Consider the following 25,774-nt stretch of genomic DNA (forward strand, 5'->3'; position numbering starts at 1 on the left):
TATGCGATTCACAACCTAATTGTGATCTTCAGGTGATCTTCCAGCAATTCAGCATTGATCGATCCGCCTAGCTTATCAATCAGGATTTTGACAATGGACAATCCCAGTCCGGTGCTCCCTGCACTTCGTGATAGATCCGATGTATAGAAGCGGTCGAACAGCCTTTCCAGATTCACTTCATTCGGGCTCGAGATCCTATTGGTTATGATTAATTCTGTTGTGCTGCCCTGCATCAGGGTAATCTTGATATCACCTGTGGCATACTTAGCTGCGTTATCCAGCAGGTTCTGCAAAATACGCCGCAGCATATCCTCATCAGCCCAGACAAATACGGTATCTTCCGGGAGGATAATTTCAGGATGCAGGTTCCGTTCCTCGAACATAGCAGCGCTCTCCACCACGCTATCCATAATTACATTCGAGTAATTTACATTTTTGAGGTTCGGCTGAATCTCTTCGGAATCCAGTACAGCCAGTTCATAGAATAATTTGATCAACATCTGCAGATGGGCAGCTTTGCGGAAGACTATTCCTATTTGCTCACGCTGCTCCGGATGAACTGCCCCTTTGCTCAGCAACTGAAGGTAGCCAATCATTGAGGTTAAGGGTGTGCGCAGATCATGTGAGATGTTGGCTATGGACTCTTTCAAGTGATTGCCGCTGCGTATCATCTGAATGCGGAGCTCACGCTGCTTCGTCAGATTCTTATTGATCTCTGCAGTAAGTGAATTCAAATCCTTATCGATCAAAGAAATATTCAGTTTCTTGTCAACCGTTCCCGAAGACAATTCAACCAACTGTCTTGTTATATTGCGAATTTGCCTTTTCAGTGAAAAGAGGCGGAACATAAGTGCTCCAAGTATTACCGAGAGCAGAGCAGTAATATATATCATTGATTGCAGCGCCTCTTTTCACTCTTATTTAAGTTCAGAAGTATTGAACCGTTGAAATGAAAGTACGATGAACAGCAGCAGAAATAGCCCTCCTGAAAGTATGATCTCCGACACCTGAACCGTAGAGAGCGAGTAGGCTAAGGAGACTCTGATCTGATTCATGGGCAGGAACCGCAGCCACGGCACCACTTCATACCAGCCCAGCGGCCCGGCATAGGCAATACACATTGCACTGATAAAAAGAACAACCATCGATACAGACACTGTTCTGGCTGAGTCCTTGAATAAAAAAGCCATAAAGATACAGACTGAGAATACTGCACTATTGAGCAGCACCGAAAACAGAATTACTCTGAGGATATACAAAATATCATGATTCCACGAGCTCCCCCAGCCCAATTGAAAGGACATTCTTATGCTCCCCACTACCGGCCCCAGCAGCATCAACAGGTTGAATACAGTTAAGTAGATAAAACATTTACTGAAGAATATTTCCAATCTCGAATGGCCCGCTGCGACCTCCAGATGAATCGTGCGGTTCGAAAAGTCCTGGCCCATCAGCAAAGCCACGATAGCAGAGAATAACACCAGCCAGACCGTTGAATCGTAAACCATTGCATAAAATATTCCTATAGCATCCTTGTGTGTTGTCAGATCGGCAATATAGCTCTTGCTGGCAAGAAGCCCGTAAAGGATACTAAGCAGGGCACTGCCGATAAAAAGCCGGTTGTATTTCATGCGGTACCATTCCATTTGTATAAGATTATTCATGGCTTCCCCCCCTTTAATATAATTCTGACTGATTGAAGATTCTAACTGCCGCCAGGCAGAAACACATCAAAAAAATGATTCCGACCAGCAGCGCTGCACCAGCCGATGAAGAGTCCTCAAGTAATAACCTCAGCTGCCCCAATGGAATAAAGCGTGCAATAGCCTGTGCGTTCGGACCATTAAGCAGGAAGATGTTCAGAAAATAAACCAGTGCTGGAATCGATAGGGTTCTACCGATGTCTCTACAGATAAAGGCCGTCAGCAGCGAAATTCCGCACATAGCTGCGTTTAGTATTGCTGTTGTAAGGAATAGGGCAGTTACTCTGCCAAAATCAGACCCGAAAGAATGACCACCCCATCCGTGAATTCCGGTGTTATATGCAATGCAAAGGATGGGCTGCAATAGCAGGATAACGTTTGACCCCACTATAAATACAATTGCTTTGCTAAAGAACACATGATTACGTGAATGTCCTGCGCTAATCATGTGGTACAGCGTGTGGTCTGCGAAGTCCTTACCCAGGTAGAGTGTTCCAAATACACAAGTGAGCAGCATTAATATAGGTGCGTTATACAAGGCTGCCGATACACTGTCATATCCCTTGAGCTGCCCCTGATCCAGCATAAGGAAGCTGCCAAGCATTACAGACAGGGCAGACAGGATGAAAAAACTCTTGTCATGCACCAGCTTATACAGCTCTGCCTTAATGAGACAATACATGCTTCTCTCCTCCAATACGCTCAAGAAAGTACCCTTCCAGCGTATCCCCGGCGATTGTCATTCCTGTGATCAGCACACCTTCTTTCATTAGGGTGGCCGAAATCCCCTCCATGTCATCTAAGTGATCATATAGCTTAATGGTGCCATCAGGCATAACCTGATAATCTTTGATATTCATCCGGCTCTCCAGAGCATGCAGGGCATTCTCGACATGATTCGTCTGAAGGGCAATATGGCGTTTGCATTTCTCATTTAACTGACTCTGCGTTAACTCCTCAATCAGAACACCTTGATTAATAAGGATGTATTGCGACACTGTCTGATACAGCTCGTTGAGAATATGGCTGGATATCAATATCGTTGTCCCGCGTTCCTCATTCAAGCGTTTCAGCAAGATCCGCATTTCAGCGATGCCCATCGGGTCAAGCCCGTTAATAGGTTCATCTAGAATCAGCAGCTCGGGATCATGCAGCAAAGCAATCGCAATACCCAGCCGCTGGCGCATTCCGAGCGAAAAGTTACGCACCGTCTTTCTGCCAGTGAGATGATCCTCCAGACCCACCAGCTTCAGTGTTTCCCTGATGATCTGCGGATCGGGTATCCCCCGCTGAAGCCGTTGCACCTCCAGGTTCTGTACAGCAGTCATGTTAGGGTACAAGGCAGGCGTTTCAACCATGCAGCCGATCCGTTTGCGCTGTTCCTGCAAGGCCTGCTTCCCTGTCTTTCCGAACAGGTACAGCTCACCGCTCGTGGGAAAGGACAACCCTACAATAAGACGGATCAGCGTTGTTTTTCCCGCCCCGTTCTGCCCGATGAAGCCATAGATCTTCCCCCGTTCAATGGTTAGATTAATATTATCCAAGGCCAAAGTATGATTATATTTCTTGGTGAGATTTTTGGTCATAAGGATGATGTCACTCATATCTGCCACGCTCCTTATCTACAGTTAAGCTGAATTGCATAACCTTACTGACAATATTAAGCGGTAACCTTAAAGAAATTCTTAATTCTGCCCGAGTCACTTTTAAAGAATTCGTAAAGTTATGACCCTAACGTTCTTTGTACACAACAGGAAGAGCCGCTTGCGCCATGAGCAAACGGTATCTACTAGGTGAACCTATGATATCTTAATTTATCTGATCTGGGACTAGTCAAGTTTATACAAGCGGTAGCCTATTCCCCAAACCGTTTCTATGTAATGTTTATCCGGACTTACTGCCTTCAGCTTATTGCGTATATTGCTGATATGAACATTCAGCGTGTTGTCTTCACTCATGTACTCTTCATTCCAGATACTCTGAAACAAATTGGATTTAGAGTATATTTTCTCTGGATGTCTCATAAGCAGTTCAAGAATGCCGTATTCTTTGGCCGTAAGCGCAAGCTCATGCCCCGCAACCTCCACAATATGATTCAGCTCATTAAGTTGAATATCCTGATAGGTTAAAATCCGGGGGCCTTCAGAATCCCGGTTCATTCGATTGCGCCTTACATTGCTTTCTATTCGTGCGAGGGTCTCATCAAGATCAAACGGTTTGGTGATGTAGTCATCCGCCCCGATCCGCAGAAGCTCAATCTTGGCCTGTATCGTATCCTTGGCTGAGATTATGATTACCGGAACGGCAGAATATTGCCGCAATTCATTAAGCAGCTGATCTCCGCTCTTATAGGGCAGCATCAGGTCTAGGAGGACTAGATCATAACAGTCTTTTTGAATGAGCTGCAAAGCCTCCAACCCATTATAAGCTGAAGTAGTCAAATACCCGTGTTCCGTCAAAAACTGGCGGAGCAGACTGTTTATCTCTTTCTCATCCTCAACAATAAGTATATGCTCCAACTAACCACATCCTTATATATCGCTTTCCTAATCACCATACGCTGCATCTCAGCTATTCTGCCTGACTCACAGATTCTTCCGGGTATATTTTTTCCTTTTATCCTTTATTCTAGCACTTATTCTCGAAAAAACGATGATTAACATTACCTTGCGATCATCTTAATGTGGTCCTTATTCTAAGCTTCCCATAACCCTATTGCGCATTTGACCTGCCCTCCAAAACGGCGTACACTTTCAAAAGGTGAGTATGAAATGGAGGAATAAAACTTTTTTCTATAGATAGAAGGAGGCTGATTATGGAATCGAAGGATCATCATCATTCCGGGGCCGCCGCGCACAGAGCTGCGGCGGAAAAACCCCCCGCGCCGCGCGTGCTGATCGTCACCGCCGTCGCAGCTGAGCGCGACGCGGTGCTGCGCGGCCTGGCTGGCAGCCGCCGCTTCGATGTTATCGCGGCGGGTGGCCGGCACCGCTGCGGCAGCGGCGGGTACCGCCGCTGCCCTGGCAGCCGGCTCCTACGGCTGCGCCGTCAGCGCCGGGATCGGCGGCGGCTTCGCGGGACGCGCGCCCGTAGGCTCGCTGGTCGTCGCCAGCGAGATGCGGGACGCGGCCCTCGGCGCTGAGACGCCGGAGGGCTTCCGCAGCGCTGCCGAGCTTGGCTTCGGCAGCGTGTCCGTGCCTGCCCCGGGCGCCGCGGTGCAGGCTCTTGTGGCCGCGCTGGCAGCGGCCGGCCTTACGGTAAGCACAGGCACTGTGCTTACCGTGTCTACCGCGACCGGCACCGCCGGGACGGCCGCGGCTCTGGCCGCACGCCACCCGGAGGCGGCGGCGGAGGCGATGGAAGGCCACGGGGTTGCCGTGGCCGCCCAGGCGCTGGGGATCGCGGCGCTGGAGGTGCGCGCGATCTCGAACCCGGTCGGCCCGCGCGACCGGGCTGCGTGGAAGATCAATGAAGCGCTGGACGCTCTGGCAGCGGCGGCGGCTATTTTACGGGAGGTGCTGTAATGACACAAGAGCTTCATATTGCTTATTCCCCTTGTCCGAACGATACCTTTGTCTTTCATGCCTGGGCGCATGACCTGATTCCCGGCGCACCCAAGCTGGATGTGACTTTTGCCGATATTGATATTACGAACGGGCTGGCAGCAGACGGCGCAGGACCTGAGGTGCTCAAAATCTCCTACGCCGCCCTGCCCTGGGTGCTGGACAAGTACAAGCTGCTGCCCTGCGGCGGTGCGCTGGGACGGGGCTGCGGCCCGCTGGTGCTGACCCGCAAAGGCCCCGGTGCGATCAAGCACCCGCGTGAGCTGTCCGGCCGCCGTATTGCTGTGCCAAGCGAACGCTCCACCGCCTATCTGCTCTTCCGCCTCTGGGCGGCGCAGCAGGTGCCGGGCGGACCGGCCGAAATCGTCGTCCTTCCTTTTGACGAGATCATGCCCGCTGTACAACAGGGGAAAATCGATGCCGGACTTGTCATCCATGAAGCCCGCTTCACCTATCCGTCCTATAATCTCAACCTGCTGACTGACCTGGGAAGCTGGTGGGAGAGCGACACCGGTCTGCCGATCCCGCTCGGAGCAATTATTGCCCGCCGCGATCTGGACCATGAAGCCATCAGCGGCTGGATTCGCAGCTCGCTCCAGTATGCGTGGGATCACCCGCTGGACTGTCAGGAGTACGTGCTGAGTCATGCCCAGGAGCTCTCGCCGGAAGTCGCCAAGTCGCATATTGACCTCTATGTCAACGGGTTCACGATGAACCTGGGCGAGGATGGCTATGCGGCTATCTCTGCACTGCTGACCCGAGCCGCTGCGGAGGGACTCGTTCCCGCCGTTGACCCGGTGCAGCTGCGTTAGAAAGAATACGGTGTCCGGGTAGCCGGGTGTTGACCTCCCCGGTGTTCAAGCTGAAATTCCACTCTCTCGCATAGGAGGCTGTTCTTATGATTCCTTCAGACAACAGCAAGGCGAACATCGACCGGTTCCTGGGATACCAGGATGAATATGACCGGTACCGGCCTGAAGCACCGCAGCTGGTTATCACATTGCTCAGCAATTACCTGGGCCGCCGTCCTTCCCGCGTTGCTGATATTGGCTGCGGCACCGGCCTGTCCACCTTTCTCTGGAAGGACGCTGCCGATGCCGTCACCGGCGTAGAGCCTAATCCCGATATGCTGGGCAAGGCGCAGGAGAAGCTGCGTCTTCTCGGCGGCGGAGCAGATAATCTGACCTTTGTCCCCGGTTATTCGAATCAGTTGCCCTTCGATCCGGAGAGTGTGGACATTATCACCTGCTCGCAGTCGTTCCACTGGATGGACCCGGCCAGCACGCTTCAGGAGATTGCCCGCTGCCTGCGGCCCGGCGGAGTGTTCGCCGCCTATGACTGCGACTGGCCCTTGGTGCTGGAGCCTTCCATCGAAGCCCGGTATAACCGGATGATTGCCGCTTCAGACGCCCGGCTAACCGAGCTTCAGCCTGCTGCCGACCAGGCCCGCAAGTGGGACAAGGAAGGACATCTGGGCCGCATCCAGGCCAGCGGACGGTTCACCTATGCCAGAGAAATTGTGTTCCATAACTTCGAGTCGTGCGATGCTGAGCGTTATATCGGTCTGGCTCTCAGCCAGGGCGGCATGCAGTCACTCCTGAAGCTCAGCCCGGGTGCCCTTACGCAGGACATTGCCTTATTCTCGGCAGAGGTCGAGGCGTTCTTCCAGGGCCGCACCTTGCAGGTGCCCATCAGCTACCGGATGCGGGTTGGAGTGAAGTAACTCTTTTTAAAATACACCCTGGCTCCCTCTTAGGGGCTGCCGGGGTCTTTTTTAGCCCCAAATGCGCTCTGCTCCCGGCATTCTTACAGTCTTCCCCTCCGCTTGTTCACCGTATCTACTAATCCATTCTATTGACCATTGGAATATTATCACATATTATTACATCAATGAAGCAATAATGTATTTACTGGAAAACGGTCAGGTGGTGATTCTATGAAGTCTGCAACCACGATTCGCGATCAAATAACCGCTTATTTGTCTGAACAAGGTCTGTCCATTAATCAGTTCGCCATAGCTTCAGGAATCAATTCCGGCACACTCAGCCGTGTAATCAAAGACCAGCAGCCGATTGCCATGGATCATCTGGAGCGGATCACCCGTGGAATGAACCTGCCGGAGGATTACTTCTACAGCTTATATGTGGACGAGTGCTTTCACCGTTCTCCCCCTACCTGGCGGCGTCTGCGGCCGTTCATTGAACGTTCTGCAGCGCTTGGCCGGCTTGACTGCGTGGAGCAGGTCGTTCAGAGTCTGCTGGATAATCTGGTCTATGCCCCCATGCTGTTTGAGGTTGCTGAGGGGTTATTTGAGCAGGGACTCTGGCAAGCAGCGGGACTGCTGTATAAGAATGTGAGTCTCAGTGAGAAGTATCAGAACTCCGAGCGGCTGGCCATCTGCCAGTACCGCCTGTTCAAGATTGGGCTGGGTGACGATCAGAGCGTGAATCTGCGGGAGGCCATCCTGTTCGAATGTTACATCGACCGCCTGAATGAGGCTGACCAGCTGGATGGATTGAAGGACCTGCTCGATGTCTATTACTCCCTGCAAAAGTGGGCCAAGGTGAACGAGCTTGCCGAGAAGCTGCTCCTTTTAGCGACTCTCCGTTACAATTTACACCACCGGTCGAAACGAAAAGAAGAGCATGAAAGAAATCCGCGAAGCCCGCTATATGTATATATTCTACGTTCTCATCTCTTCCTCTCCAGTGTCTGTATGGAGTACGGAGACTATAAGGCTGCAATTGAACATGTACCTCAATATACCGAAGTCAACTGGATACAAGAAAAGGATGATGAAGCGAAGAGAATTATAGCCCAGTTTAGGGAGTGGGGTACTGCCAATATCTATTTATACCGATTACTTGATGGACAATTCGAGGTTCTGGCTGATTATGTCGAATATATCTCCACCAAGCCGGACGAGATTTTCACGGCGATGTACAATATTGTAAAATCAGCGAATCGGTACGGATGGAATATTGACCCCATTCTGGAGAGGTTCTCTGACCATATTCCTTACAGAACTTATACATCCGAATTCGGTGAGTACAACCAGCAGGTGATGGTTGATAAACATACCCGGTTTCTTGCTGAATTAGCTGCCTATTATCTGCATAGTAATAGAACTGAAGGGATTACTTTTATCCTGCAATGTTTGGAATCCTCTGCTAAAATTAACAACGAGAGTGTAGTCATCACCTGTGTCGATCTGTTTGAGCAATTCAGGTATATAGCAGGAGATGACGAAATCGAGAGATACAAACTTCTAATCAGAGAGGTGCACAAATCTAATGAGAAAAAGACTTTTCAAGCTTCTAGTTCTGTGTAGTTTGGCCGCAGTAATTAGTTCCACCGCAGGAGCTTTTGAGATTATAGCAAGCAGTAATACACAATACTCACTTCAAACCATGTCTCATGGTATTGGAAGTTAAATGACCCTTTCGCCCTTAACTACATATTAGCATCCCCAATGCCTGGCCCCAATCCGGAACGCGATAAAAGGGTCAGTGACGCTATTGCCAAGTTGAAAAAGGAACGTTCGTCTGCCCGGGTTCGCCAATAAAAAGGCGGGCCTTTTTTATATAGCAATATACATTCCGGCCTACTTCCCAAGAGTTCTCTGAACTTTGTCCTTAAACTGCTGTTCATTGACTACTTGAACATCTTTGGAATTCATCTTCTTCTCATTGTCTTTCAGGAAATCGGCGGTTAATTCCTTGTCTTCGATATCTTCAAGCTGTTTATCATAGTACGATAGCTTCAGCAGCTGGCCTGTACCGGAGTCCTTATACATTCCCGTTTCTTCTCCCAGAATCCAATAGGTATTGGGTTCATCGATGCCAACCGCCTTCTTCAGGAATAGGACATAACGTTCTTTTTCTGAAAACAAATCATTGTCGTTAAACCTCCACTCGCTGTTACCTTGTTGAAGGATATGAATTTGATCCGTATTTAGCGCTGGATCGGGTTTAAGCTGCTCAAGAATTTTGGCCTGAAAAAGGGTTTTCGGTGACGGCTCAGATAATTCTCTTGCCTTATTCTCAACTTCGATCTTGACCACCAAATCAGAGTTGTCGAGAGCCTCTTCAAAATCATACACTTGAAGTGTCGATTGCATTGTTTTTTGAACAGGTTGTTCTGGTTCTGCTTTCTCTTTTTTATTTACGGCGACACTCAATATGATAGACAGAGCTACGACACACCGCACGCCAATTAATACATACTTACGCTTCATGCTAGTCGTCCTCCTTAGAAATTCCGCTTAAGCTCTCACCTAAACATAGGTTACCATAAAAATACCAAAACCCCCGCCTGCGCACACGCACATAACGGGGGTTTCACTGCCGGCCTACAACTTGCCGGTTACTTCTTATTCATCTTGAACATCAGGAACAGTTCATTATAGTGGGCGAGCATCCGCTTGCCGAGGTTATCGTAGACCTCCAGGCGGTCGGTGAGCCCGGCGGGCGGGTAGAAGCGTTCGTCGCCGGAGATGTCCTCCGGCAGGAGCTTCAGCGCGGGCACATTCGGCGTGGAGTAGCCGACGTATTCCGCGTTCTGGGCCGCGACCTCGGGGCGGAGCATGAAGTTGATGAACTTGTGCGCGCCTTCGACATTGCCGGCGGTACGCGGAATGACCATGTTATCGAACCATTTGTTCGAGCCTTCCTCCGGCACGATGTAATCGAGCTTGTCGTTATCGTCCATAATCTCCGAAGCATCGCCGGACCAGACGATACCGACTGCCGCTTCTTCGTTGGCGAGCAGCATTTTGACCTCGTCACCGACAATCGCCTTCACGTTCGGAGACAGCTTGTTCAGCTTGGCCAGCGCCTCCTGCAGATGCGCCTCATTCGTGTCGTTGACCGAGTAGTGCAGGCTGTTCAGCGCCATGCCCATGACCTCACGGGCACCGTCCACCAGGAAGATGTTATTCTTCAGCCGCTTATCCCACAGGGAATCCCAGCTGCTGAAGTCGATGCCCTTCGTCATCTCCGGGTTGAAGATGATCCCCACCGTTCCCCAGAAATAAGGGACCGAATACTTATTGCCGGGATCGAAGGACAGATCCATGAACTTGGCATCGATGTTGGCGAGATTCGGCAGCTTGCTGTGATCCAGCGGCAGCAGCAGATTCTCCTCCCGCATCTTAGCGATAGCATAATCGGAGGGGACTACGACATCGAAGATCGTACCGCCCTGCTCCACCTTGGTCAGCATCGCTTCATTGGAATCGAACGTCTGATAAATGACCGTAATTCCGGTCTCCTCCTGGAATTGCTTCAGCAGGTCGGGGTCCACGTAGTCACCCCAGTTGTAGATCGTCAGCGTATTGCCGCCTGAATAACCCTGGGCTGAGTTCAGCCGGGAGGCCAGAAACATCAGCCCGAAGGCGACGATCAGAATGGCCAGAAATGTATTCACTAACTGCTTCATCTAGGCACCCCCGCTTCGGCCACCGGCTCGGCAATTTGCATCGGCGGACGGCTCTTGCGCTGGTTCAGATAGTAATACCCGATAACCAGCAGAATGGTGAAAAGGAAGATCAGCGTGGACAGCGCATTAATTGACAGCGAGACCCCTTGCCGGGCGCGGGAATAGATCTCCACCGACAGGGTCGAATAGCCGTTGCCCGTGACAAAGAAGGTGACCGCGAAATCGTCCAGGGAATAGGTCAGAGCCATGAAAAATCCGCTGAAGATACCCGGCTTGATAATCGGCAGAATGACCTTCGTCAGCACATCGCGGCGCGTAGCGCCAAGATCGCGGGCGGCATCCGTCAGGGTCGGACTCATCTCCTGCAGATGAGGCAGGATCATAATGACGGCAATCGGGATGCTGAACGCCACATGCGAGAGCAGCACGGAGGTGAAGCCCAGCTTGATCCCGACAATGGTGAACAGAATCAGGAACGAGGCTCCGATAATGACGTCTGGACTGACGATCAGCACATTGTTCAGCGAGAGCAGCGTGTTCTTCGCCCGGCGGCTGCGGACATGATGAATCGCCAGCGCGCCGATCACCGCGATCACTGTCGCAATGGCTGAGGACAACAGCGCGATAACCAGCGTGTTAATGACGATGATCATCAGCCGGGTATCCGCCACCACCTCACGGTAATAATCCAGCGTAAAGCCCTCGAACTTATGCATCGTCCCGCCGCTGTTGAACGAGTAATACATCAGGTAGAAGATCGGCGCGTACAGCACCACGAAGACCAGCACCAGATAAAGATTGGCGATGCCGTTTTTATTTTTGACCCTACGTGTGTTCCTCATCCGCGCACCCCTTTCCGCGAGCCGCCCGTCAGAATCATGAACAGCGCCATAATAGCGATCAGGAATACCGCAACGGTAGAGCCCATGCCCCAGTCCTGCGTAACCAGGAAGTGCTGCTCAATGGCCGTACCGAGCGTAATGACCCGGTTCCCGGCAATCAGCCGCGTAATCATGAACAGCGACAGCGCCGGAATGAATACCGCCATGCAGCCGGAGCGCACACCCGAGATCGTCAGCGGGAAGACCACCCGCCGGAACGTCGTCCAGCCCGAGGCGCCCAGATCGCGCGCCGCATCGACCAGCGACAGGTTCATTTCCTCCAGTGCGCTGAAGATCGGCAGAATCATGAACGGAATGAAAATATACACCGACACGAACACAAAACTAAAGCCTGTGAACAGGATCTGCTGTTCGCCCAGCCCGAGCAGGTCCAGGAAGTTGTTGACCGGGCCGAAGGTGCCGAAGATGCCGATGAAGGCATACGTCTTCAGCAGCAGATTGATCCAGGTCGGCAAAATAATCAGCAGCAGCCAGAGCTGCTTGTGCTTGGTGCGCGTCAGCAGATAAGCGGCCGGATACGCCACCAGCAGCGAGAACAGCGTGATCAGAAAAGCATACCAGAACGAATTCAGCATCATCCGCATATACACCGGCGTGAAGAAGTTAACGTAATTGTCCAGCGTCAGCTTCCCGTCCAGATCGAACAGGGAATAATAGACCACCAGCAGCACCGGGGCAATGACAAACAGCGCGATCCACAGATAGTAGGGGATGAGGTAATACGATTTGCCCTTACTGTTCATGGCTCTCCACCTCGCCGTAGGCCTCCAGACGCTTGTCGAACTCTTCCTCCGTTTCACCGAAGCGCATGACATGAATGGCCTCCGGGTCAAAATACAGGCCGATCTCAGAGCCCACCTCCGCCTTGCGGGTAGAATGAACGAGCCATTCATGGCCCGAGCCGTCATAACAGCTGATCTCGTAATGCACGCCGCGGAACAGCTGCGAGTCCACACGGACCTTCAGCTTGCCCGCCTCAACAGTAGCAATCTCCAGATCCTCGGGACGGATGACAATCTCCACCGCTTCATTCGGCCGCAGGCCGGCATCGACACACTCGAAGCGGTGGCCGTTGAATTCAACTACGTAGTCCTCAATCATCACACCCGGCACAATGTTCGACTCTCCGATGAAGTCAGCCACGAACCGGTTGATCGGCTCATCATAGATATCGTTCGGCGTGCCGCTCTGCTCAATCCGTCCGCCGTTCATAACGAAGATCCAGTCGGACATCGCCAGCGCCTCTTCCTGGTCATGGGTGACGAAGATGAAGGTAATGCCCAGCCGCTGCTGCATCTCCCGCAAAATATACTGCATCTCGGTGCGCAGCTTCAGGTCCAGTGCAGAGAGCGGCTCATCCAGCAGCAGCACCTGCGGCTCGTTGACTATGGCGCGAGCAATAGCCACACGCTGTCTCTGCCCGCCGGACATTTCATTAATGGCCCGCTGCTCATAGCCGACCAGGTTGACGAAGCGCAGCGCTTCCTGAACCTTTTGCCGGATGACATCCTTCTTAAGCTTCTTAATGCGCAGTCCGAAGGCCACATTCTCGAATACATTCAGGTGCGGAAACAGCGCATAATCCTGAAACACCGTATTGACCTGCCGCTCGTTGGCGGGAATGTGGTTGATGATCTTGCCGTTTAGATAGATCGAACCCTCCGTTGGTTCCGCGAAGCCGGCGATCAGCCGCAGGATGGTCGTTTTACCGCAGCCCGAGGGGCCCAGCAGAGTGTAGAATTTACCGCGTTCAATTTCAAAGCTGACGCCTTTGAGTACAGGCTCTTCATCGTCATATTGCTTAATGACCTGATCAAAAGAAATAATAGTGCCTTCCGGGGTAGCTATAGCTAACAACCTCCCTTACCTTATGTAGGTACAACCTATTTTACCCGCTTCCTGCGGGAGACAATCCGGCCGGAACCAGCCCGGGTGCCACATAAGCGACATTTCCTCCCTCGGTTCGACAGACTTCCATAATATATAGCATAAAGGAATCGTGCAACATATGCGATAGCTTACATTGTGAAACCGCGCACAAAAACTTAACAAGTTCGTAAAATCTTGCCCGCCTCCAGCCTGTTTTGAGGTGCTATAATGAAAACGGATGAAAACCATAAAATTTTTCCTATTTACATGAAAGAAGATGACAAACATGAACGAGGGCCTGCAGGAGCGCCTTGAAAAGTTCGGATTATCCCTATATATGATACGGATTACGCTCGCCGCTTCGCTCTCGTGGCTGGCCGTGCACATCATCTACGGAGACCATTACCTCTACTTCGCGCCGCTGGCGGCGATTCTGATTACCCAGAGCAGTGTCAAGGCCTCCCTGGAGAAAGGTGTCTACCGCATGACCGGCGTGGTCCTTGGCGGCATCGTCAGCCTGATCGTGGGCAAGTTCTTCGATGTGGGCGCACTGTCGATCCTGCTGATGCTGCTGATCGGTATCGGTGTAGCCACCGCCTGCCGGATCAATATCCAGGCTGTCTCGCAGGTCGGCGTCACTTCAGTCCTTGCACTCACCTTCTATCATGACCAATATATCGTCTGGAGAGTCGCCGAGACGCTGATCGGCGTGCTGATTGCCTTGATTATCAATATGATTATCGTGCCGCCCAAGAGCTTCGTCAAGGTGAAGGACCTGGCGCTGAAGGGCAGCCTGACGTTATCCGATGCCTTGACCGGACTCGCCGCAAGCGGGCGGGATGCCGCACAGGCCAAGAAGGCCCTTGAAGCTTCGGGCGAGCTGCTGAAGAAGAGCGAACGGCTACAGAAGGAGATCCATTATACTTTATCTCATTACCAGTGCCGCAAGGACATCGGTAAGCTGTCACAATCAACCTCGCATCTGATCAAGGTTCATGCCTATGTCAAAGGCATTGCCGAAGAGATCGCCCTGCTGCCGGCCCATTATGCCGCAGCCGACTGGATGCTGGAGGTCCTGAGCGCAACCTCAGACTGCATCGCCCTGTACGGCACCCGGACATTGTCAGATGCTGAAACCGGCGGACGTTCACTCCCTGAGAGCCTGAGACGGGCCCGCGATCTGCAGCTGGCCTGGTATGCGGAGCTGCAGGACCAATGCCCGCTGGCCGCCTTCCGCGACCTCGGTGCAGTGTTCTCCCACCTGAACCGGATTCTTGAAGAGATTGAACGGGCAGATTACGCGGCACTCTCGGCCGCACCGCAGCCCGTCAAGGCCCATCCTGCACGGGCTATACAATTCATACAAAAGGGACTCTTCCACAAGCTTTAAGCCTGGAAGCGTCCCTTTTTTCTGCCTTATGCTATTTTACCCCATTCACAATCAGGCAGGCACATATCTCCAGCCCCCGTAACCCGTAATGTTCTCCGCTCCGGCTTCTGCCCCGGCATAGCCTTCACAGATGAAGCCGGTTACCTCCCGGCCGTCCGCCAGCAGCACCCGCCCCAGGCCCAGCGGGGCCGGAATAAGCTGCGCGAACGATCCCAGCGATTCCACCGGCATCCGCCACAGCTCCAGCTCCACCGCGCCGCCTCCTTGCGCCTGCCTCAGCAGACCCGGCTTGGCCGGCTTCGTGGGAAGCTTGACCAGTTCGTAGCAGGCGGCGGTCTGCGCCGTCTGCCAGAACCGGGCGCCATGCGCCAGCATCTGCGGCTCCAACGGGAAGCCGCGCATATGCAGCCCGCAGACGGCCAGCGTCATCATGCCGGCCTCCTCGTCCGGTGCCAGGCGCTCCACCAGAAGCTGCGCCCCGGCTCCGGCCAGCAGATGCTCGCTGTCGGCCAGCGCGAACAGAGTAAGGCCGAACGGCAGATCCTCGGCAGCATCCCCGGCCGGAACTGCCAGCGCAGACAGATCGAGCAGGTTGCAATGATTCGTATAGCGCCCCATCGCCGAGTTGGCTCCTGCCGGATCAGCAGCAACCTGCTCCCGGGTCCAGGTCCCACCGCAGGTCGGGAGCACCAGCACCGCCTCGCGCAGCAGCAGCTCCGCTGCCCGCTTGTAGCCCTGCAGCCGGTGCATCGCCCCGAACAGGCTCGCAGCGGTATGCTGCTCCGCCGCCCCGGACGACAGGATAGACGCCGTCACTGGCAGCACAGCTTCGCGGTGGCTCTCCACGAACGCGCCCAGCCCGGCCCAGCGTTCTGCAACCCACGGCCCTTCGTACAGAATGGCTGCCGCTTCGTAGAACAGCGTGCAGTCCACCCGTTCCACCGGCAGGCCCATCGCCTGGACTGCCGCTTCTGCCCGCTCCCAGGCCTGGCGGTATTCGTCCGCATGGGGGCCATAGAACCCAGGCGGGTCCGCCGGAAGCAGCAGCTTCGCGGGGAGTGCGGCGGACCGCCGCTTCACGGCACGCGACCAGGGATCAGCCGCGTCGAAGCCCCGGGCCACGCGGTCCACCGCGAGGGCCCCGTCCAGATTGTGTGCAAATACGGTCACACAATCCAGGCTGGCACAGGCCGGTACAACGCCGCGTACCGGCCAGGCGCCCAGGCTGGGCTTGTAGCCGACCAGCCCGTTCAGTGCGGCAGGCACGCGGCCCGAGCCTGCTGTATCGGTGCCCAGGCTGAATACGGCCTGGCCCCGGGCCACAGCTACAGCGGAGCCGGCACTGGAGCCGCCGCTGATGTATTCGGGACGCAGGGCATTATGCGTCTCGCCGTACGGGCTGCGCACACCGACCAGGCCGGTGGCGAACTGGTCGAGGTTGGTTTTGCCGACCGGGATGGCCCCTGCCGCAACAAGCCTCGCTACAACGGCAGCATCCGCCTCCGGCTGATAAGCATATTCAGGACAGGCCGCCGTTGTCGGCAGCCCCTGCACATCGATATTGTCCTTAACCGCGAACGGGAGGCCCCATAACGGATAGCGCTCCAGATCCATCCCGCCAAGCGCCTCAAGGTAAGGACGGATATGCGCCTCTGCCGGTGGTTCAATCCAGATATTCATCGCCTGGTCGCGCTCCGCACGGCGGATGATCTCATGGATGACCTCCTCCGGGCTTAACATACCGCTTGCATATTGCCCATGCAGCCACTCAGCGGTCAGCTTGGCGGGAAATGTATTGTTAACCGTCATAATACTCAGCTCCTTCTCTGGGAATCCGAACGTCTGCTGCGGCCCTGACCCATCTCAAACAGCTTGAGCGCCAGCTGCAGCTCCAGCATATCGTTCCCGTCATCCTGGTTCAGCCCGAGCAGCTCGCAGGCCCGGTCAATCCGGTAGGTGACGGTATTATAATGCGTGAACAGCTCGCCGGAAGTCCGCTTGATGTTGCGGTTGCACTTGAAATAGAGCTGGAGGGTATGCAGCAGCGAGGCATTATGCCTGCTGTCATACTCCAGCAGCGGAACCACGTACTGGTCCCTGTACGCATTGATCTCCTCCAGCTCAGGCAGATGATACAGCAGCCGGAACACCCCCAGCTTGCGGTAGTCCACATAGGTTCCGCTGTAGCCGCTGATCTCGCGGATACGGGCGATCTTGCGGGCCGACTCGTAGCTGAAGCGCACCTGGTCGGGACCTTCCGCGAGGTCGCCGATGCAGAAGGCGCACTCCCCCTTGGGGAATGCCCGGTTCAGCTCGGCAAGCAGGAGCGCCAGCGTCTCCTCCGGCGGCAGCTCCGGCTCCCCGGGCACCGTCAGGACCAGCTCCCCCTCCATGATGGTGATCTTCATCTGCTGAAGATCCCCCCTGGCCCGCACCCGTCTCACCACCTGTTGGAGCTGCTTCAGCTCCGGCTTCGCATCCAGCCAGCCTACGGCTACAGCGCGCAGCGGCCTCTCCGGAAGCGGACAGCCGCAGGCCTCGCCCCGCAGCTTGAGGTCTCCGGGAGCGGTAATCCGCCCGCTGATCCAGTCCTGCAGGAACTGGTCCACGTACTTCAATTCTACCTCCCGGCGTGCACCGGCATTGATCAGCTCCAGCCCGACCAGCACACCTACCCGGTCAATGGTCAGCTGGTCGACTACCGACAGCTCGCTGTTCCATTCAAGCAGCACCAGCAGGCACTGGTCCGGCCCCTTGTCATTGACGGCCGAGACATAGGCACGGATGCGCCGCTCCCCGACCGTCAGGAAGGTGATGCCGAGACTGCCCTCCTGGCGCAGCTGCATCCAGGCCGGAAGCTGCTCCTCCAGCTCCAGTGCCTCCGCCTGCGGAGAACAGAAGACCTGGTCGGTCTCATCCAGCAGCACAACCGGATTATGCAGCATCCCGTCCAGCGTCTGCAGGAAATCCTCGATGCCGTCGCCGTGGAGAAGCTGTCTGGACAGCTTTTGGAAGCGGCTCTGTAACTGCGACAGCTCCCGGGCCTCCTGGACCAGCACCCGCTCCATGATGTCGCGCACGACATCCGAGAAGGAGGTCGCAGCCGGCAGCTCGAACACCGGAAAGTCCAGCTGGTCCGCCAGCTCCAGCGCCCGGGCCGGAACCTGATCGATATAACGCTTGGTCTTGATCCCCAGTGCCGATACCCCCTTCTGATTAAGCTGGGGAATAATCGCAGTCAGAAGGTCCGGCTGGCCCTGGAAGGGGAAGCCGCTCGTAATCAGGAATTCTCCGGGCCGGACCCAGTCAATGACATCGGGAACCTCCATAACATTGACCCGGTTAATGTAACGGCCCAGCCCTCCCGCTCCCGCGAGGACCACCGCCTCCTTCAGATCGGGGATCAGCAGTAGGTCGCTGCAGGTCAATCCGTTGATGACTTGAGTACCCATGGCTCCGCCGCCTTTACTTTAGCTTGCTAGAATAGACATCCTCAATCAGTGTTGTGCCAAAAAAGCTGTTCCCCGGCACATCCGCCTCCGCCGGTACAAAAATGCTGATCTGCTCCGACGGTGTATCGCCAACATTCGCAACGGAATGGACAACGCCCGCAGGCACATGGAACGTATCTCCGGCCCGGTAGCTGTACCACTCCCCGCCTGACAGCAGCTTGACCTCGCCCGCTGTGATATGAATAATCTCAACGACATCATGATAGTGCGGCACGACCTGCCCGCCGACGCCCAGCTTCTCCCACAGAATGGAGCTCATGCGGATGCCCAGGCGGTCCGCCTGCTCGGCCGAGACGATCTCCCGGTGGTACAGTTCAATGTGGTTGGGCATAAGCTCCCATGTCATGTCCGCCGCGCTCAGCACTTCGGTAACCTGTGTCTGTGTATGCATCATTCATTCCTCCAGAATGGATAAGTTATAGTTCGTTCTGCCTGCGGAATACCGCCGCCACCGGCCCCCCGCCCTTCGGGCCCTGATGCTCGCCCCCGCCGGAGACGTAGATCATCGGATCGCCGCCGACATAGGCCAGCACCCCGCCGACCACCGCCCGGGCATGGCGGGTATGATTGATATCGGAATCATCCAGCATGATATGCCGCCGTCCGCGGATGACACCATCCGGGTCCGCTTCGGCCTTGGCCAGCACCTGGACCAGCTCATCGCCGGGATACCGGTCCAGCAGACCTTGCAGCGCCGCGCCGTCGACCGCATCCTTCATCACAGCGTGATCGATATGATACGGACCGCCCGCAGCCGCCGAATTGCCGAAGACAATGACCTCACAGCAGGACAGCTCGCTGCCCGCCGAGGTAGAGGCGACTGTGCTGTATTTGCCCCAGTTCACGCAGATGTCTTCTTCATTCAAGGAAGAGCGCTCCACTTCGCCCAGCGCAACAGCGGTCCCCAGGGCGGAAGCGCCTCTGGAATATCCCATCGATTTGTACGTATCCTCTGTCACCAGGGACGCCTGACGGCTATGCGCCTCGTAGATCTGCTCTGCGGTGAGCAGCGGGCATTTGATCTGCACGAAATGCACATCCGCAGGCGATACGATTCCGGCATCCAGAACCGCCCGGGCTACCGCATCGGCCACTTCGTCCACCTGAGTGAGCCGCCCCAGCTCCTCCGGCCGGAAGTCCCTTGTTCTGGCTACGCCTACCGCCAGCGATTTCTGCCCGCCGCCAGAGCCTGAAGGCTCCGCCTGGCCGCTGCGGCTGATCACTGTGAAGTGCGGGCTAAGCACGCCTTCGGTTCCGCCGGACATCACATAGGAGATATCAGCAGCTCCTCCCTTGGCGGATGCTGCGAAGAACCCCTTCAGCGCCATGACCGCGTAACCGCGGGTGAAGTCGTTGACACAGCCGTTCCCCTCGGTCTTGCCCAATACGGCGACCACCTCTTCCGGCCGGAGCCGTCCGTCTTCAATTAACAACTGCAGGCCGGACATATCGTGCGGCGCACCTGCAGGGATTTTGAATACTGAGCATTTCATCATAGATCATCACTCCTGGTCCAGAAAATAACCTTCTTCTCCAGCAGCCCGATACCCCAGAACAGCAGCAGGCCGCACAGCGCGGAGGCAATAATCGCCGAGAACATCACCGGGGTGTCCATATGATAGGAAGAGACCAGCACCACATAACCCAGCCCCTTGTTAGCCCCGACGAATTCACCGACAATCGCTCCGACAATGGCCAGCGAGGTCGAGATTTTCAGGGCAGAGAAGATGTAAGGCAGGCTGGTCGGCAGCCGCAGCTTCCAGAAGATCTCGCGCTTGGTGCCCTTATAGGTCGAGAACAGCTCCCAGGCTTCATATTCAATGGCCTTCAGGCCCTTGACACTGTTCACCAGGATCGGGAAAAAGCAAATCAGCATCGAAGCAATCACCTTCGAGGAATATCCGGTCCCCAGCCACACGACCAGGAGCGGCGCCAGCGCCACCAGCGGAGTCGTCTTCAGGGCGATAGCAAGCGGGAACATTCCCTTCTCAATCGGCTTGGAATGCACGAATATAATGGCGGTCACCAGGCCGAGGATGTTGGCCAGAATGAATCCGGCCAGGGCTTCGCCCAGCGTAACCAGCGTATGCGACCACAGGGAGCCGGTGAGGGCCGAGACCACTGCGGTCGGCGCCGGCAGCAGGTAGACCGGTACGGACAGGAGCCGTACAGCCAGCTCCCATAGAATCAGGAAGCCGAGAGCAAAAGTAACGGGGTACAGACTGTCTTTGATTCTGGCGGTCATAGATGCTTCACCTGCTTCCTTAGTGCTTTGACGGTCCGGTGGAATTCCGGCAGCTCCTCCATCCCGGCTTCACGCGGAGACGGGAGCGGGACCGGAATAATATCTGTGACTCCGGCCGGGCGGGGTGACATCATCACAACCCGGTCCGACAGCAGCACCGATTCCTGAATCGAATGGGTCACCATGACAATGCTACTGAGACTGGTCTCGGGACTCTCCCACAGCCGGAGCAGCTCGAAGTTCAGCTTCTCGCGGGTCAGCTCGTCGAGTGCACCGAACGGCTCATCCATCAGCAGCACGGTCGGATCGGCAGCCAGCGCGCGGGCAATCGCCGCCCGCTGCTGCATCCCGCCGCTGAGCTGATGCGGGTAATGGTTCAGGTAATCCTGCAGGCCGACCAGCCGCAGGGCGCTTTCCGCCTTCTCCCGTGCTTCGCTCTTACTAAATTTCTTCTTCTCGCCCAGCTCCAGCGGCAGCATGACATTCTGCAGCGCACTGAGCCACGGCATCAGGACCGGCTTCTGAAAAACCATGCCCAGCGACAGATCAGGCGAGGAATAAGCAACCTCCCCGCCCGCTTCCGGGCTTAACAGCCGCAGCATCAGCCGCAGTGTCGTAGATTTCCCGCAGCCGCTTGGCCCGAGAATGGAGATGAACTCATTCCGGTACACATCGAGGCTGACATTATTGAGAACCGGTACATCTCCGAAGGATAGGGAGCAATTGCGCAGAGAGAGCATGACCTCGCGGGCATCGGGATTCTGCACGGGGGCAGAATCCGTCTTACGTTGGATCGCTGTTGTCATCTTCGGTCCCTCCTTAGTTCAGATACTCGTTGGTGAATAATGCGCCCAGATCCTGTTCTTTTTTGACAAACTTCAGGTCGATCAGATTCTCCTGCAGTGTCTTCCAGGCGTCCTCATCCATCGAGCCCAGCGGCAGCTTCTCCGGCTCCAGCAGCGGAATGCTGGCCTTCATCATACTGACCTCATGCTTCAGATCGAGCTTCTCCCCGTATTTCAGGCCGAACTCTGCCGCTTCCTCCGGATGCTGCACCGCGTAGTCCCAGCCCTTCATCGAGGCCTGAACGAATCCCCGCACCATCTCAGGGTCCTTCTTGATCACCGATTCGGTGGTAAACAGCGTGTCTGCATAGAAGTTGATGCCGTAGTCGTTCGGATCAATAATATTGACTTCCTTACCTTGCTCCTCTACCGCCAGCACCTCATTAATTACATAGCCGGGCCAAGCCTTGACCTGTCCGGTCAGCAGCGGACTGAGGTCATATTTGATCGGCATCTCTTCAATCTGCGACGTTTCGATGCCTGCGCTTTTCTCCATGGCCCGGAAGGTCAGCTCTTCATTGCCGCCCAGCTTGATGCCCACCTTCTGGCCGACCAGGTCGTCCATCGTCTTAATGCCGGACTCCTTGAGCGCGAACATTACGAACGGGGTTTTGCGGTAGATGGCCGATAATGCGGTGACCGGCACGCCCTTTTCTCTGGCGATAATGATCTGGTCCGCTCCGGTCACTCCGAATTCCTCACTGCCGGAAGCGACCATCTGCACCGCCGGGAAATCCGAGCCCCCCGGGCGGATCTCGACATCAAGCCCTGCTTCCTTATAGAAACCCTTCTCTACCGCGGTATAAAAACCGGCGAACTGTGCCTGATGAATCCACTTCAGCCGGAGCACCACCTTTTTCAGCTCACCGGAGCCTTCCGCTCCCTGGCCTTCGGCCTTCTCTGTCCCTGCATTATTGCCGCAGGCTGTCAGGAGCAGCAGCAGTGAAGTTAACAGCATAAACGCTTTGGTTCTGGACTTGTTCCACATGATGATTCCCCCAATTTATGAAGTAGTTTAGTATTGCTCCAGTGCCCGAAGCACTGCCTGCGAATCGCTCACACTGCCGAAGACGCCGCCCTGCATTTGAACCATATTCAGTGCCGCCAGATGATTCGCTTCATCCGTAGCACCCGTGCAATCCGACAGAATCAGGCACTCGTACCCGCGGTCATTGGCTTCCCGCATCGTGGTGTGCACGCAGACATCGGTGGTGATTCCGGTCAGAATCAGATGGGTAATGCCTTTATTTTTCAGGATCAGGTCCAGGTCTGTGGCATAAAAGCTGCCTTTGCCCGGCTTGTCCACAATGTACTCTCCTTCGGCAGGGGCCAGCTCATCGATGATCTGCCAGCCGCGTTCGCCCCGCACCAGGATACGTCCCGCCGGTCCCTCCGAGCCGATCTCGGCGCCGATCTGTTTACTCCGCCACCGTTTGTTCGCCGGAAGATCGGACAGATCGGGCTTGTGGCCCTCCCGGGTATGAATCACGGTGAAGCCTTCAATCTCCCGGATGCGGGCCAGCAGCCGCTGAATCGGCGGGATTGCTCTTGCCGTCAGCGAGAGGTCATAGCCCATTCTGTCCACGTAACCGCCTTTGCCGCAGAAATCCGTCTGCATGTCGATAATCATCAGTGCCGTCTTCGCCGGGTCAAGCGTACCGTCATACGGCCAAGTGTAGGGTGCTGCTGCAATCTGCATGGTTCATGCTCCTCTCCTGTTGCCCTGTCTCTATTAATGTTAACTTTATTAACATTTATTTATGTTTCTTTGGTATGAGTTAGATTATATTACAAAGAATTTAGAGTGTCTTCGTTTTTATTACGAAATATTAAGATAAAAATTTGTGTTTATTAACATAGTTAACACATAAGTGACATTTAAAAGGTGTGAATCACCCCGTTTACGGTCGCTTTCTACCTTTCGCGCGCATCCGTTACCTCACACCCATATCTGCCCCTCGTATCCCGCGTCTGCCCAATGTGATCGGTTTTTCGATTACATTCCGCTCCATAGCCCCGCGTTTGCCCAATGTGATCGGTTTTTCAACTATATTCCGCCCACACACCCTCTTGCCCTCCAATGTGATCGGTTTTTCGACTACATTCCGCCCACACACCCCGCGCCAGCCAATTGTGATCGGTTTTTCGACTACATCCGGTCTGCACGCCCCCATCGCCGCCCCGCCGTCTTCCATAAGCTGTAAACGCTGGGAAACCAGTTTTTCTGAAAAATTAGTGTTGCAGATATTACGAAACTTGATAAATAGGCATAATATAGTTGAAAAATAGCTCTTTAAGTACTAGAATTAAGCTTGTTTGCAGAAGTTAATATAACGAAGGAACCAGTTTCAGCTCTTTTTGTCGATTACAGTCGATCCATAAACTCCCTCATACAGTGTGTATATCATTGATCTATTTCTAAAAGGCAAACTTCCCGAAAGGGCAGGACGCAAAGCAATGGGCCTAACAACGCAGTCGTAACCGCGTTCATGGTCGCCAGGCCGCCAATAGAGACCACGTAAGCCGGCTGTCTTACGGGAGTGTGCTCCCGCTTCCAGGCTTTATGATGTTCTTGTCTGTACGAATGCCATTGATTATACGAAAAAGTGAGGTAACTATAATGCCGCAGCAGTTCATCGAACCAAAACGATATGAATTCGTGGAGTCCCTGATGCTTGAGCGGGGCGGTCTGCTGGATTCATTCTCTGTAGAGGGCCGAGCTTCTGACGGGACTAATGGAGATAAGAATGGAATCATCCTCGTGCAGAACAACCAGATTTTCATCACTCCCCCGCTGGCTGGCGGTATACCCGCCAGAATCTCTGCTGTTCACCCTGTTGTCCTGAAAATTAACGGCAAGACCGTCACAGAACCGACCGAGGTAACCGCAGCAGATGATATTACCTGGGAGATCTGCGAGAAGCCGCAGTATCAGATCACTGCCTCCCCGGACAAGCTCAAAGTCTATTTCACCCTATACCGCGCAGAAAAGTACGCCTGGAATCTGGTCAACTCCCCCGCTGCCTGCGAGGCGGTCGTCCGCGCCCGGCCCAATCCGGCGGCACTGTTGTCCACACTTACTATAGAACAGATTATCGCTTCCCTGGATAACCGTTATATCCTGCGCAACCTGAACATCCCGGCCCTGTACGCAGAGCTTGAGAACCCTACCTATCTTCCGGTCTGCATCGCCGAAGGGCGGGCCCCGCGGCCCGGCAAGGAATCGCGGCTGGAGTTCACGCTGCCGGAGCATACGCTGGCGGGCAACGGAATGCTCCAGGCGAATCACGGGGAGGAAGCGGCAGACCCGCTGGAGTATCTCCGCTTCCCCGGAGCCCCCTTCGCCTGGGAGGGCGAGGTCTTCGCCCGCAAGCTGCCGGCCGAAGACGGCATTCCCGGCTTCGATACAGACGGAGGCGTTCTGCCTCCGCCTCCGCCGCAGGATATCACCGTTACCGCAGGAAAGGATGTCCGTCTCCTGCCCTGCGGCAGCATTATGGCACTGCATTCCGGCCGTCCCCGGATCTGCGGAACAGGCGGCAGCGTCCGGACCTGCGATTTCCCGCCGGTCCGGCTTATGGCCCCGGAGATGATTGAGGAAGCCGGGGACTTCCTGTTCGCAGGCGATATCATTGTAAATGGAGATTTGGAAGGGCCAGCATGTATTGAGGCGCTGGGGAACGTGTATATCTATGGCTGCGTAAGCAAGTCTACCATTATAGCAACCGGGAGCATCTATATAAGCGGCCACGTTACCGGCAGCAGCCTGTACGCCGGACTGGCCGGAGTGCAGCAGCACCGCCTGCACCGCCTCTCCAGTCTGCTGCTGGCCGAAGCGGAAGGGCTGCGGGAAGCTGCGGGGCAGTTGGCCCGGAATGTAGAGGCCCGTCAGCAATCCGTAAAATACGGGCTGGTGGTTATGCTGCTGCTGGAGGACAAATACTGCCACTTTGGAGGCATGATTGATGGACTTCAATCCGCACTGGCTGTGATGAAAGGGGAGTCTGCGCCGGATACGGCCCAGCTCCGGCAGATGCTGGAGATCTTCGCCCATCCGGGCCAGTTCACTGAACATATTACAGATAGCCTGCTGGGCAGTCTCACCAAGCTGCTGCGCAGACTGGCCGGAGCTGTCGAGCAGCTTCAGGAGGAGCATGCGATGATCAGTCTGGCCGGCTCGCAGGACAGCCGTCTGGAGCCGGACGGAGCGCTGCTTCTGCGCGGGTGACAGCGGGCAGTAATGATCTGAGTCTGCTACAGCCTATCTATTCTCTGAACCAAGAAACGGCTGCCCCCTTCTCCAGGG

At 54.9% G+C, this 25,774-nt stretch carries 23 protein-coding genes, 1 pseudogene and 1 riboswitch; of the genes and pseudogenes, 6 read left to right on the top strand and 18 right to left on the bottom strand.

Annotated elements, in window-relative coordinates; all coding sequences use genetic code 11:
- Nucleotides 1-8 precede the first annotated feature (8 nt).
- The 5 genes from MHI24_RS14560 to MHI24_RS14580 form a co-directional block, all read right to left on the bottom strand.
- Nucleotides 9-893: a HAMP domain-containing sensor histidine kinase gene (locus MHI24_RS14560; protein ID WP_340026306.1), complete on the bottom strand. Its 885-nt coding sequence runs from the start codon at nucleotides 891-893 to the stop codon at nucleotides 9-11.
- 24 nt (nucleotides 894-917) lie between these two features.
- Nucleotides 918-1,664: an ABC transporter permease gene (locus tag MHI24_RS14565; RefSeq protein WP_340026307.1), complete on the bottom strand. Its 747-nt coding sequence runs from the start codon at nucleotides 1,662-1,664 to the stop codon at nucleotides 918-920.
- Nucleotides 1,665-1,677: 13 nt separating this feature from the next.
- Nucleotides 1,678-2,385 (bottom strand): ABC transporter permease, encoded by a 708-nt coding sequence (locus tag MHI24_RS14570; RefSeq protein WP_340026308.1) that lies wholly within the window; start codon nucleotides 2,383-2,385, stop codon nucleotides 1,678-1,680.
- Entirely contained in the window at nucleotides 2,369-3,307 is a 939-nt protein-coding gene (locus MHI24_RS14575; RefSeq protein ID WP_340026309.1) for an ATP-binding cassette domain-containing protein, read from the bottom strand. The genes MHI24_RS14570 and MHI24_RS14575 overlap by 17 nt, the downstream gene beginning before the upstream one ends.
- A gap of 225 nt (nucleotides 3,308-3,532) precedes the next feature.
- A complete protein-coding gene (locus MHI24_RS14580) occupies nucleotides 3,533-4,222 on the bottom strand; it encodes a response regulator transcription factor (protein WP_340026310.1) in 690 nt (229 codons plus the stop codon).
- Between the two features lie 296 nt (nucleotides 4,223-4,518).
- Here MHI24_RS14580 and MHI24_RS14585 point away from each other — a divergent pair.
- From MHI24_RS14585 to MHI24_RS14600, 4 genes and pseudogenes are all read left to right on the top strand, one after another.
- A pseudogene (locus tag MHI24_RS14585) lies at nucleotides 4,519-5,227 on the top strand (futalosine hydrolase).
- Nucleotides 5,227-6,078 (top strand): 1,4-dihydroxy-6-naphthoate synthase, encoded by an 852-nt coding sequence (locus tag MHI24_RS14590; protein WP_340026311.1) that lies wholly within the window; start codon nucleotides 5,227-5,229, stop codon nucleotides 6,076-6,078. Before MHI24_RS14585 ends, MHI24_RS14590 begins: the two are co-directional and overlap by 1 nt.
- A gap of 86 nt (nucleotides 6,079-6,164) precedes the next feature.
- On the top strand, nucleotides 6,165-6,989 hold the full coding sequence (locus tag MHI24_RS14595; protein ID WP_340026312.1) for a class I SAM-dependent methyltransferase: 825 nt from the start codon (nucleotides 6,165-6,167) through the stop codon (nucleotides 6,987-6,989).
- 213 nt (nucleotides 6,990-7,202) lie between these two features.
- Nucleotides 7,203-8,597, top strand: coding sequence for a helix-turn-helix transcriptional regulator (locus MHI24_RS14600; protein ID WP_340026313.1), 1,395 nt, complete (start codon nucleotides 7,203-7,205; stop codon nucleotides 8,595-8,597).
- A gap of 273 nt (nucleotides 8,598-8,870) precedes the next feature.
- On the opposite strand, the gene MHI24_RS14605 is transcribed toward MHI24_RS14600, so the two are convergent.
- The 5 genes from MHI24_RS14605 to MHI24_RS14625 all read right to left on the bottom strand — a co-directional run bounded on the left by MHI24_RS14605 (nucleotide 8,871) and on the right by MHI24_RS14625 (nucleotide 13,464).
- Nucleotides 8,871-9,503, bottom strand: a complete 633-nt coding sequence (locus tag MHI24_RS14605; protein ID WP_340026314.1) for a hypothetical protein — start codon at nucleotides 9,501-9,503, stop codon at nucleotides 8,871-8,873.
- A 128-nt stretch (nucleotides 9,504-9,631) separates the two neighbouring features.
- Entirely contained in the window at nucleotides 9,632-10,705 is a 1,074-nt protein-coding gene (locus MHI24_RS14610) for an ABC transporter substrate-binding protein (protein ID WP_340026315.1), read from the bottom strand.
- Nucleotides 10,702-11,547: an ABC transporter permease gene (locus MHI24_RS14615; protein ID WP_340026316.1), complete on the bottom strand. Its 846-nt coding sequence runs from the start codon at nucleotides 11,545-11,547 to the stop codon at nucleotides 10,702-10,704. Before MHI24_RS14615 ends, MHI24_RS14610 begins: the two co-directional genes overlap by 4 nt.
- Nucleotides 11,544-12,350, bottom strand: coding sequence for an ABC transporter permease (locus MHI24_RS14620; protein WP_238651346.1), 807 nt, complete (start codon nucleotides 12,348-12,350; stop codon nucleotides 11,544-11,546). Before MHI24_RS14620 ends, MHI24_RS14615 begins: the two co-directional genes overlap by 4 nt.
- Nucleotides 12,340-13,464, bottom strand: a complete 1,125-nt coding sequence (locus tag MHI24_RS14625) for an ABC transporter ATP-binding protein (protein ID WP_340026317.1) — start codon at nucleotides 13,462-13,464, stop codon at nucleotides 12,340-12,342. The genes MHI24_RS14620 and MHI24_RS14625 overlap by 11 nt, the downstream gene beginning before the upstream one ends.
- A gap of 298 nt (nucleotides 13,465-13,762) precedes the next feature.
- Here MHI24_RS14625 and MHI24_RS14630 point away from each other — a divergent pair, with 298 nt between their 5' ends.
- Nucleotides 13,763-14,866 (top strand): FUSC family protein, encoded by a 1,104-nt coding sequence (locus MHI24_RS14630; RefSeq protein WP_340026318.1) that lies wholly within the window; start codon nucleotides 13,763-13,765, stop codon nucleotides 14,864-14,866.
- 51 nt (nucleotides 14,867-14,917) lie between these two features.
- Here the strand turns inward: MHI24_RS14630 and atzF are convergent, their stop codons facing one another.
- Genes atzF through MHI24_RS14670 form a run of 8 tightly spaced genes read right to left on the bottom strand, consistent with a single transcriptional unit; the run spans nucleotide 14,918 to nucleotide 23,167 of the window.
- Nucleotides 14,918-16,675, bottom strand: coding sequence for an allophanate hydrolase (gene atzF / locus MHI24_RS14635; protein ID WP_340026319.1), 1,758 nt, complete (start codon nucleotides 16,673-16,675; stop codon nucleotides 14,918-14,920).
- Between the two features lie 5 nt (nucleotides 16,676-16,680).
- The gene (locus MHI24_RS14640; protein ID WP_340026320.1) at nucleotides 16,681-18,318 is read right to left on the bottom strand and encodes a PucR family transcriptional regulator ligand-binding domain-containing protein; all 1,638 of its coding nucleotides are present in this window, start codon (nucleotides 18,316-18,318) and stop codon (nucleotides 16,681-16,683) included.
- A 13-nt stretch (nucleotides 18,319-18,331) separates the two neighbouring features.
- Nucleotides 18,332-18,772, bottom strand: coding sequence for a cupin domain-containing protein (locus MHI24_RS14645; RefSeq protein WP_340026321.1), 441 nt, complete (start codon nucleotides 18,770-18,772; stop codon nucleotides 18,332-18,334).
- Nucleotides 18,773-18,794: 22 nt separating this feature from the next.
- Nucleotides 18,795-19,874 carry a ring-opening amidohydrolase gene (locus MHI24_RS14650; protein ID WP_340026322.1) on the bottom strand — a complete coding sequence of 360 codons (1,080 nt, stop codon included), beginning with the start codon at nucleotides 19,872-19,874 and terminating at the stop codon, nucleotides 18,795-18,797.
- Nucleotides 19,871-20,623 carry an ABC transporter permease gene (locus MHI24_RS14655; protein WP_340026323.1) on the bottom strand — a complete coding sequence of 251 codons (753 nt, stop codon included), beginning with the start codon at nucleotides 20,621-20,623 and terminating at the stop codon, nucleotides 19,871-19,873. Before MHI24_RS14655 ends, MHI24_RS14650 begins: the two co-directional genes overlap by 4 nt.
- Nucleotides 20,620-21,429: an ABC transporter ATP-binding protein gene (locus tag MHI24_RS14660; protein WP_340026324.1), complete on the bottom strand. Its 810-nt coding sequence runs from the start codon at nucleotides 21,427-21,429 to the stop codon at nucleotides 20,620-20,622. Before MHI24_RS14660 ends, MHI24_RS14655 begins: the two co-directional genes overlap by 4 nt.
- A gap of 13 nt (nucleotides 21,430-21,442) precedes the next feature.
- Nucleotides 21,443-22,456 carry an ABC transporter substrate-binding protein gene (locus MHI24_RS14665; RefSeq protein ID WP_340026325.1) on the bottom strand — a complete coding sequence of 338 codons (1,014 nt, stop codon included), beginning with the start codon at nucleotides 22,454-22,456 and terminating at the stop codon, nucleotides 21,443-21,445.
- A 27-nt stretch (nucleotides 22,457-22,483) separates the two neighbouring features.
- Entirely contained in the window at nucleotides 22,484-23,167 is a 684-nt protein-coding gene (locus MHI24_RS14670; protein ID WP_340026326.1) for an isochorismatase family cysteine hydrolase, read from the bottom strand.
- Nucleotides 23,168-23,882: 715 nt separating this feature from the next.
- Nucleotides 23,883-23,977: riboswitch (cyclic di-GMP riboswitch) on the top strand.
- Nucleotides 23,978-24,088: 111 nt separating this feature from the next.
- Between MHI24_RS14670 and MHI24_RS14675 the strand changes: the two genes are divergently transcribed.
- Nucleotides 24,089-25,696: a flagellar assembly protein A gene (locus MHI24_RS14675; RefSeq protein ID WP_340026327.1), complete on the top strand. Its 1,608-nt coding sequence runs from the start codon at nucleotides 24,089-24,091 to the stop codon at nucleotides 25,694-25,696.
- Nucleotides 25,697-25,774: the final 78 nt, after the last annotated feature.

The sequence above is a fragment of the Paenibacillus sp. FSL K6-1096 genome, from assembly GCF_037977055.1.
Lineage (GTDB): Bacteria > Bacillota > Bacilli > Paenibacillales > Paenibacillaceae > Paenibacillus_AQ.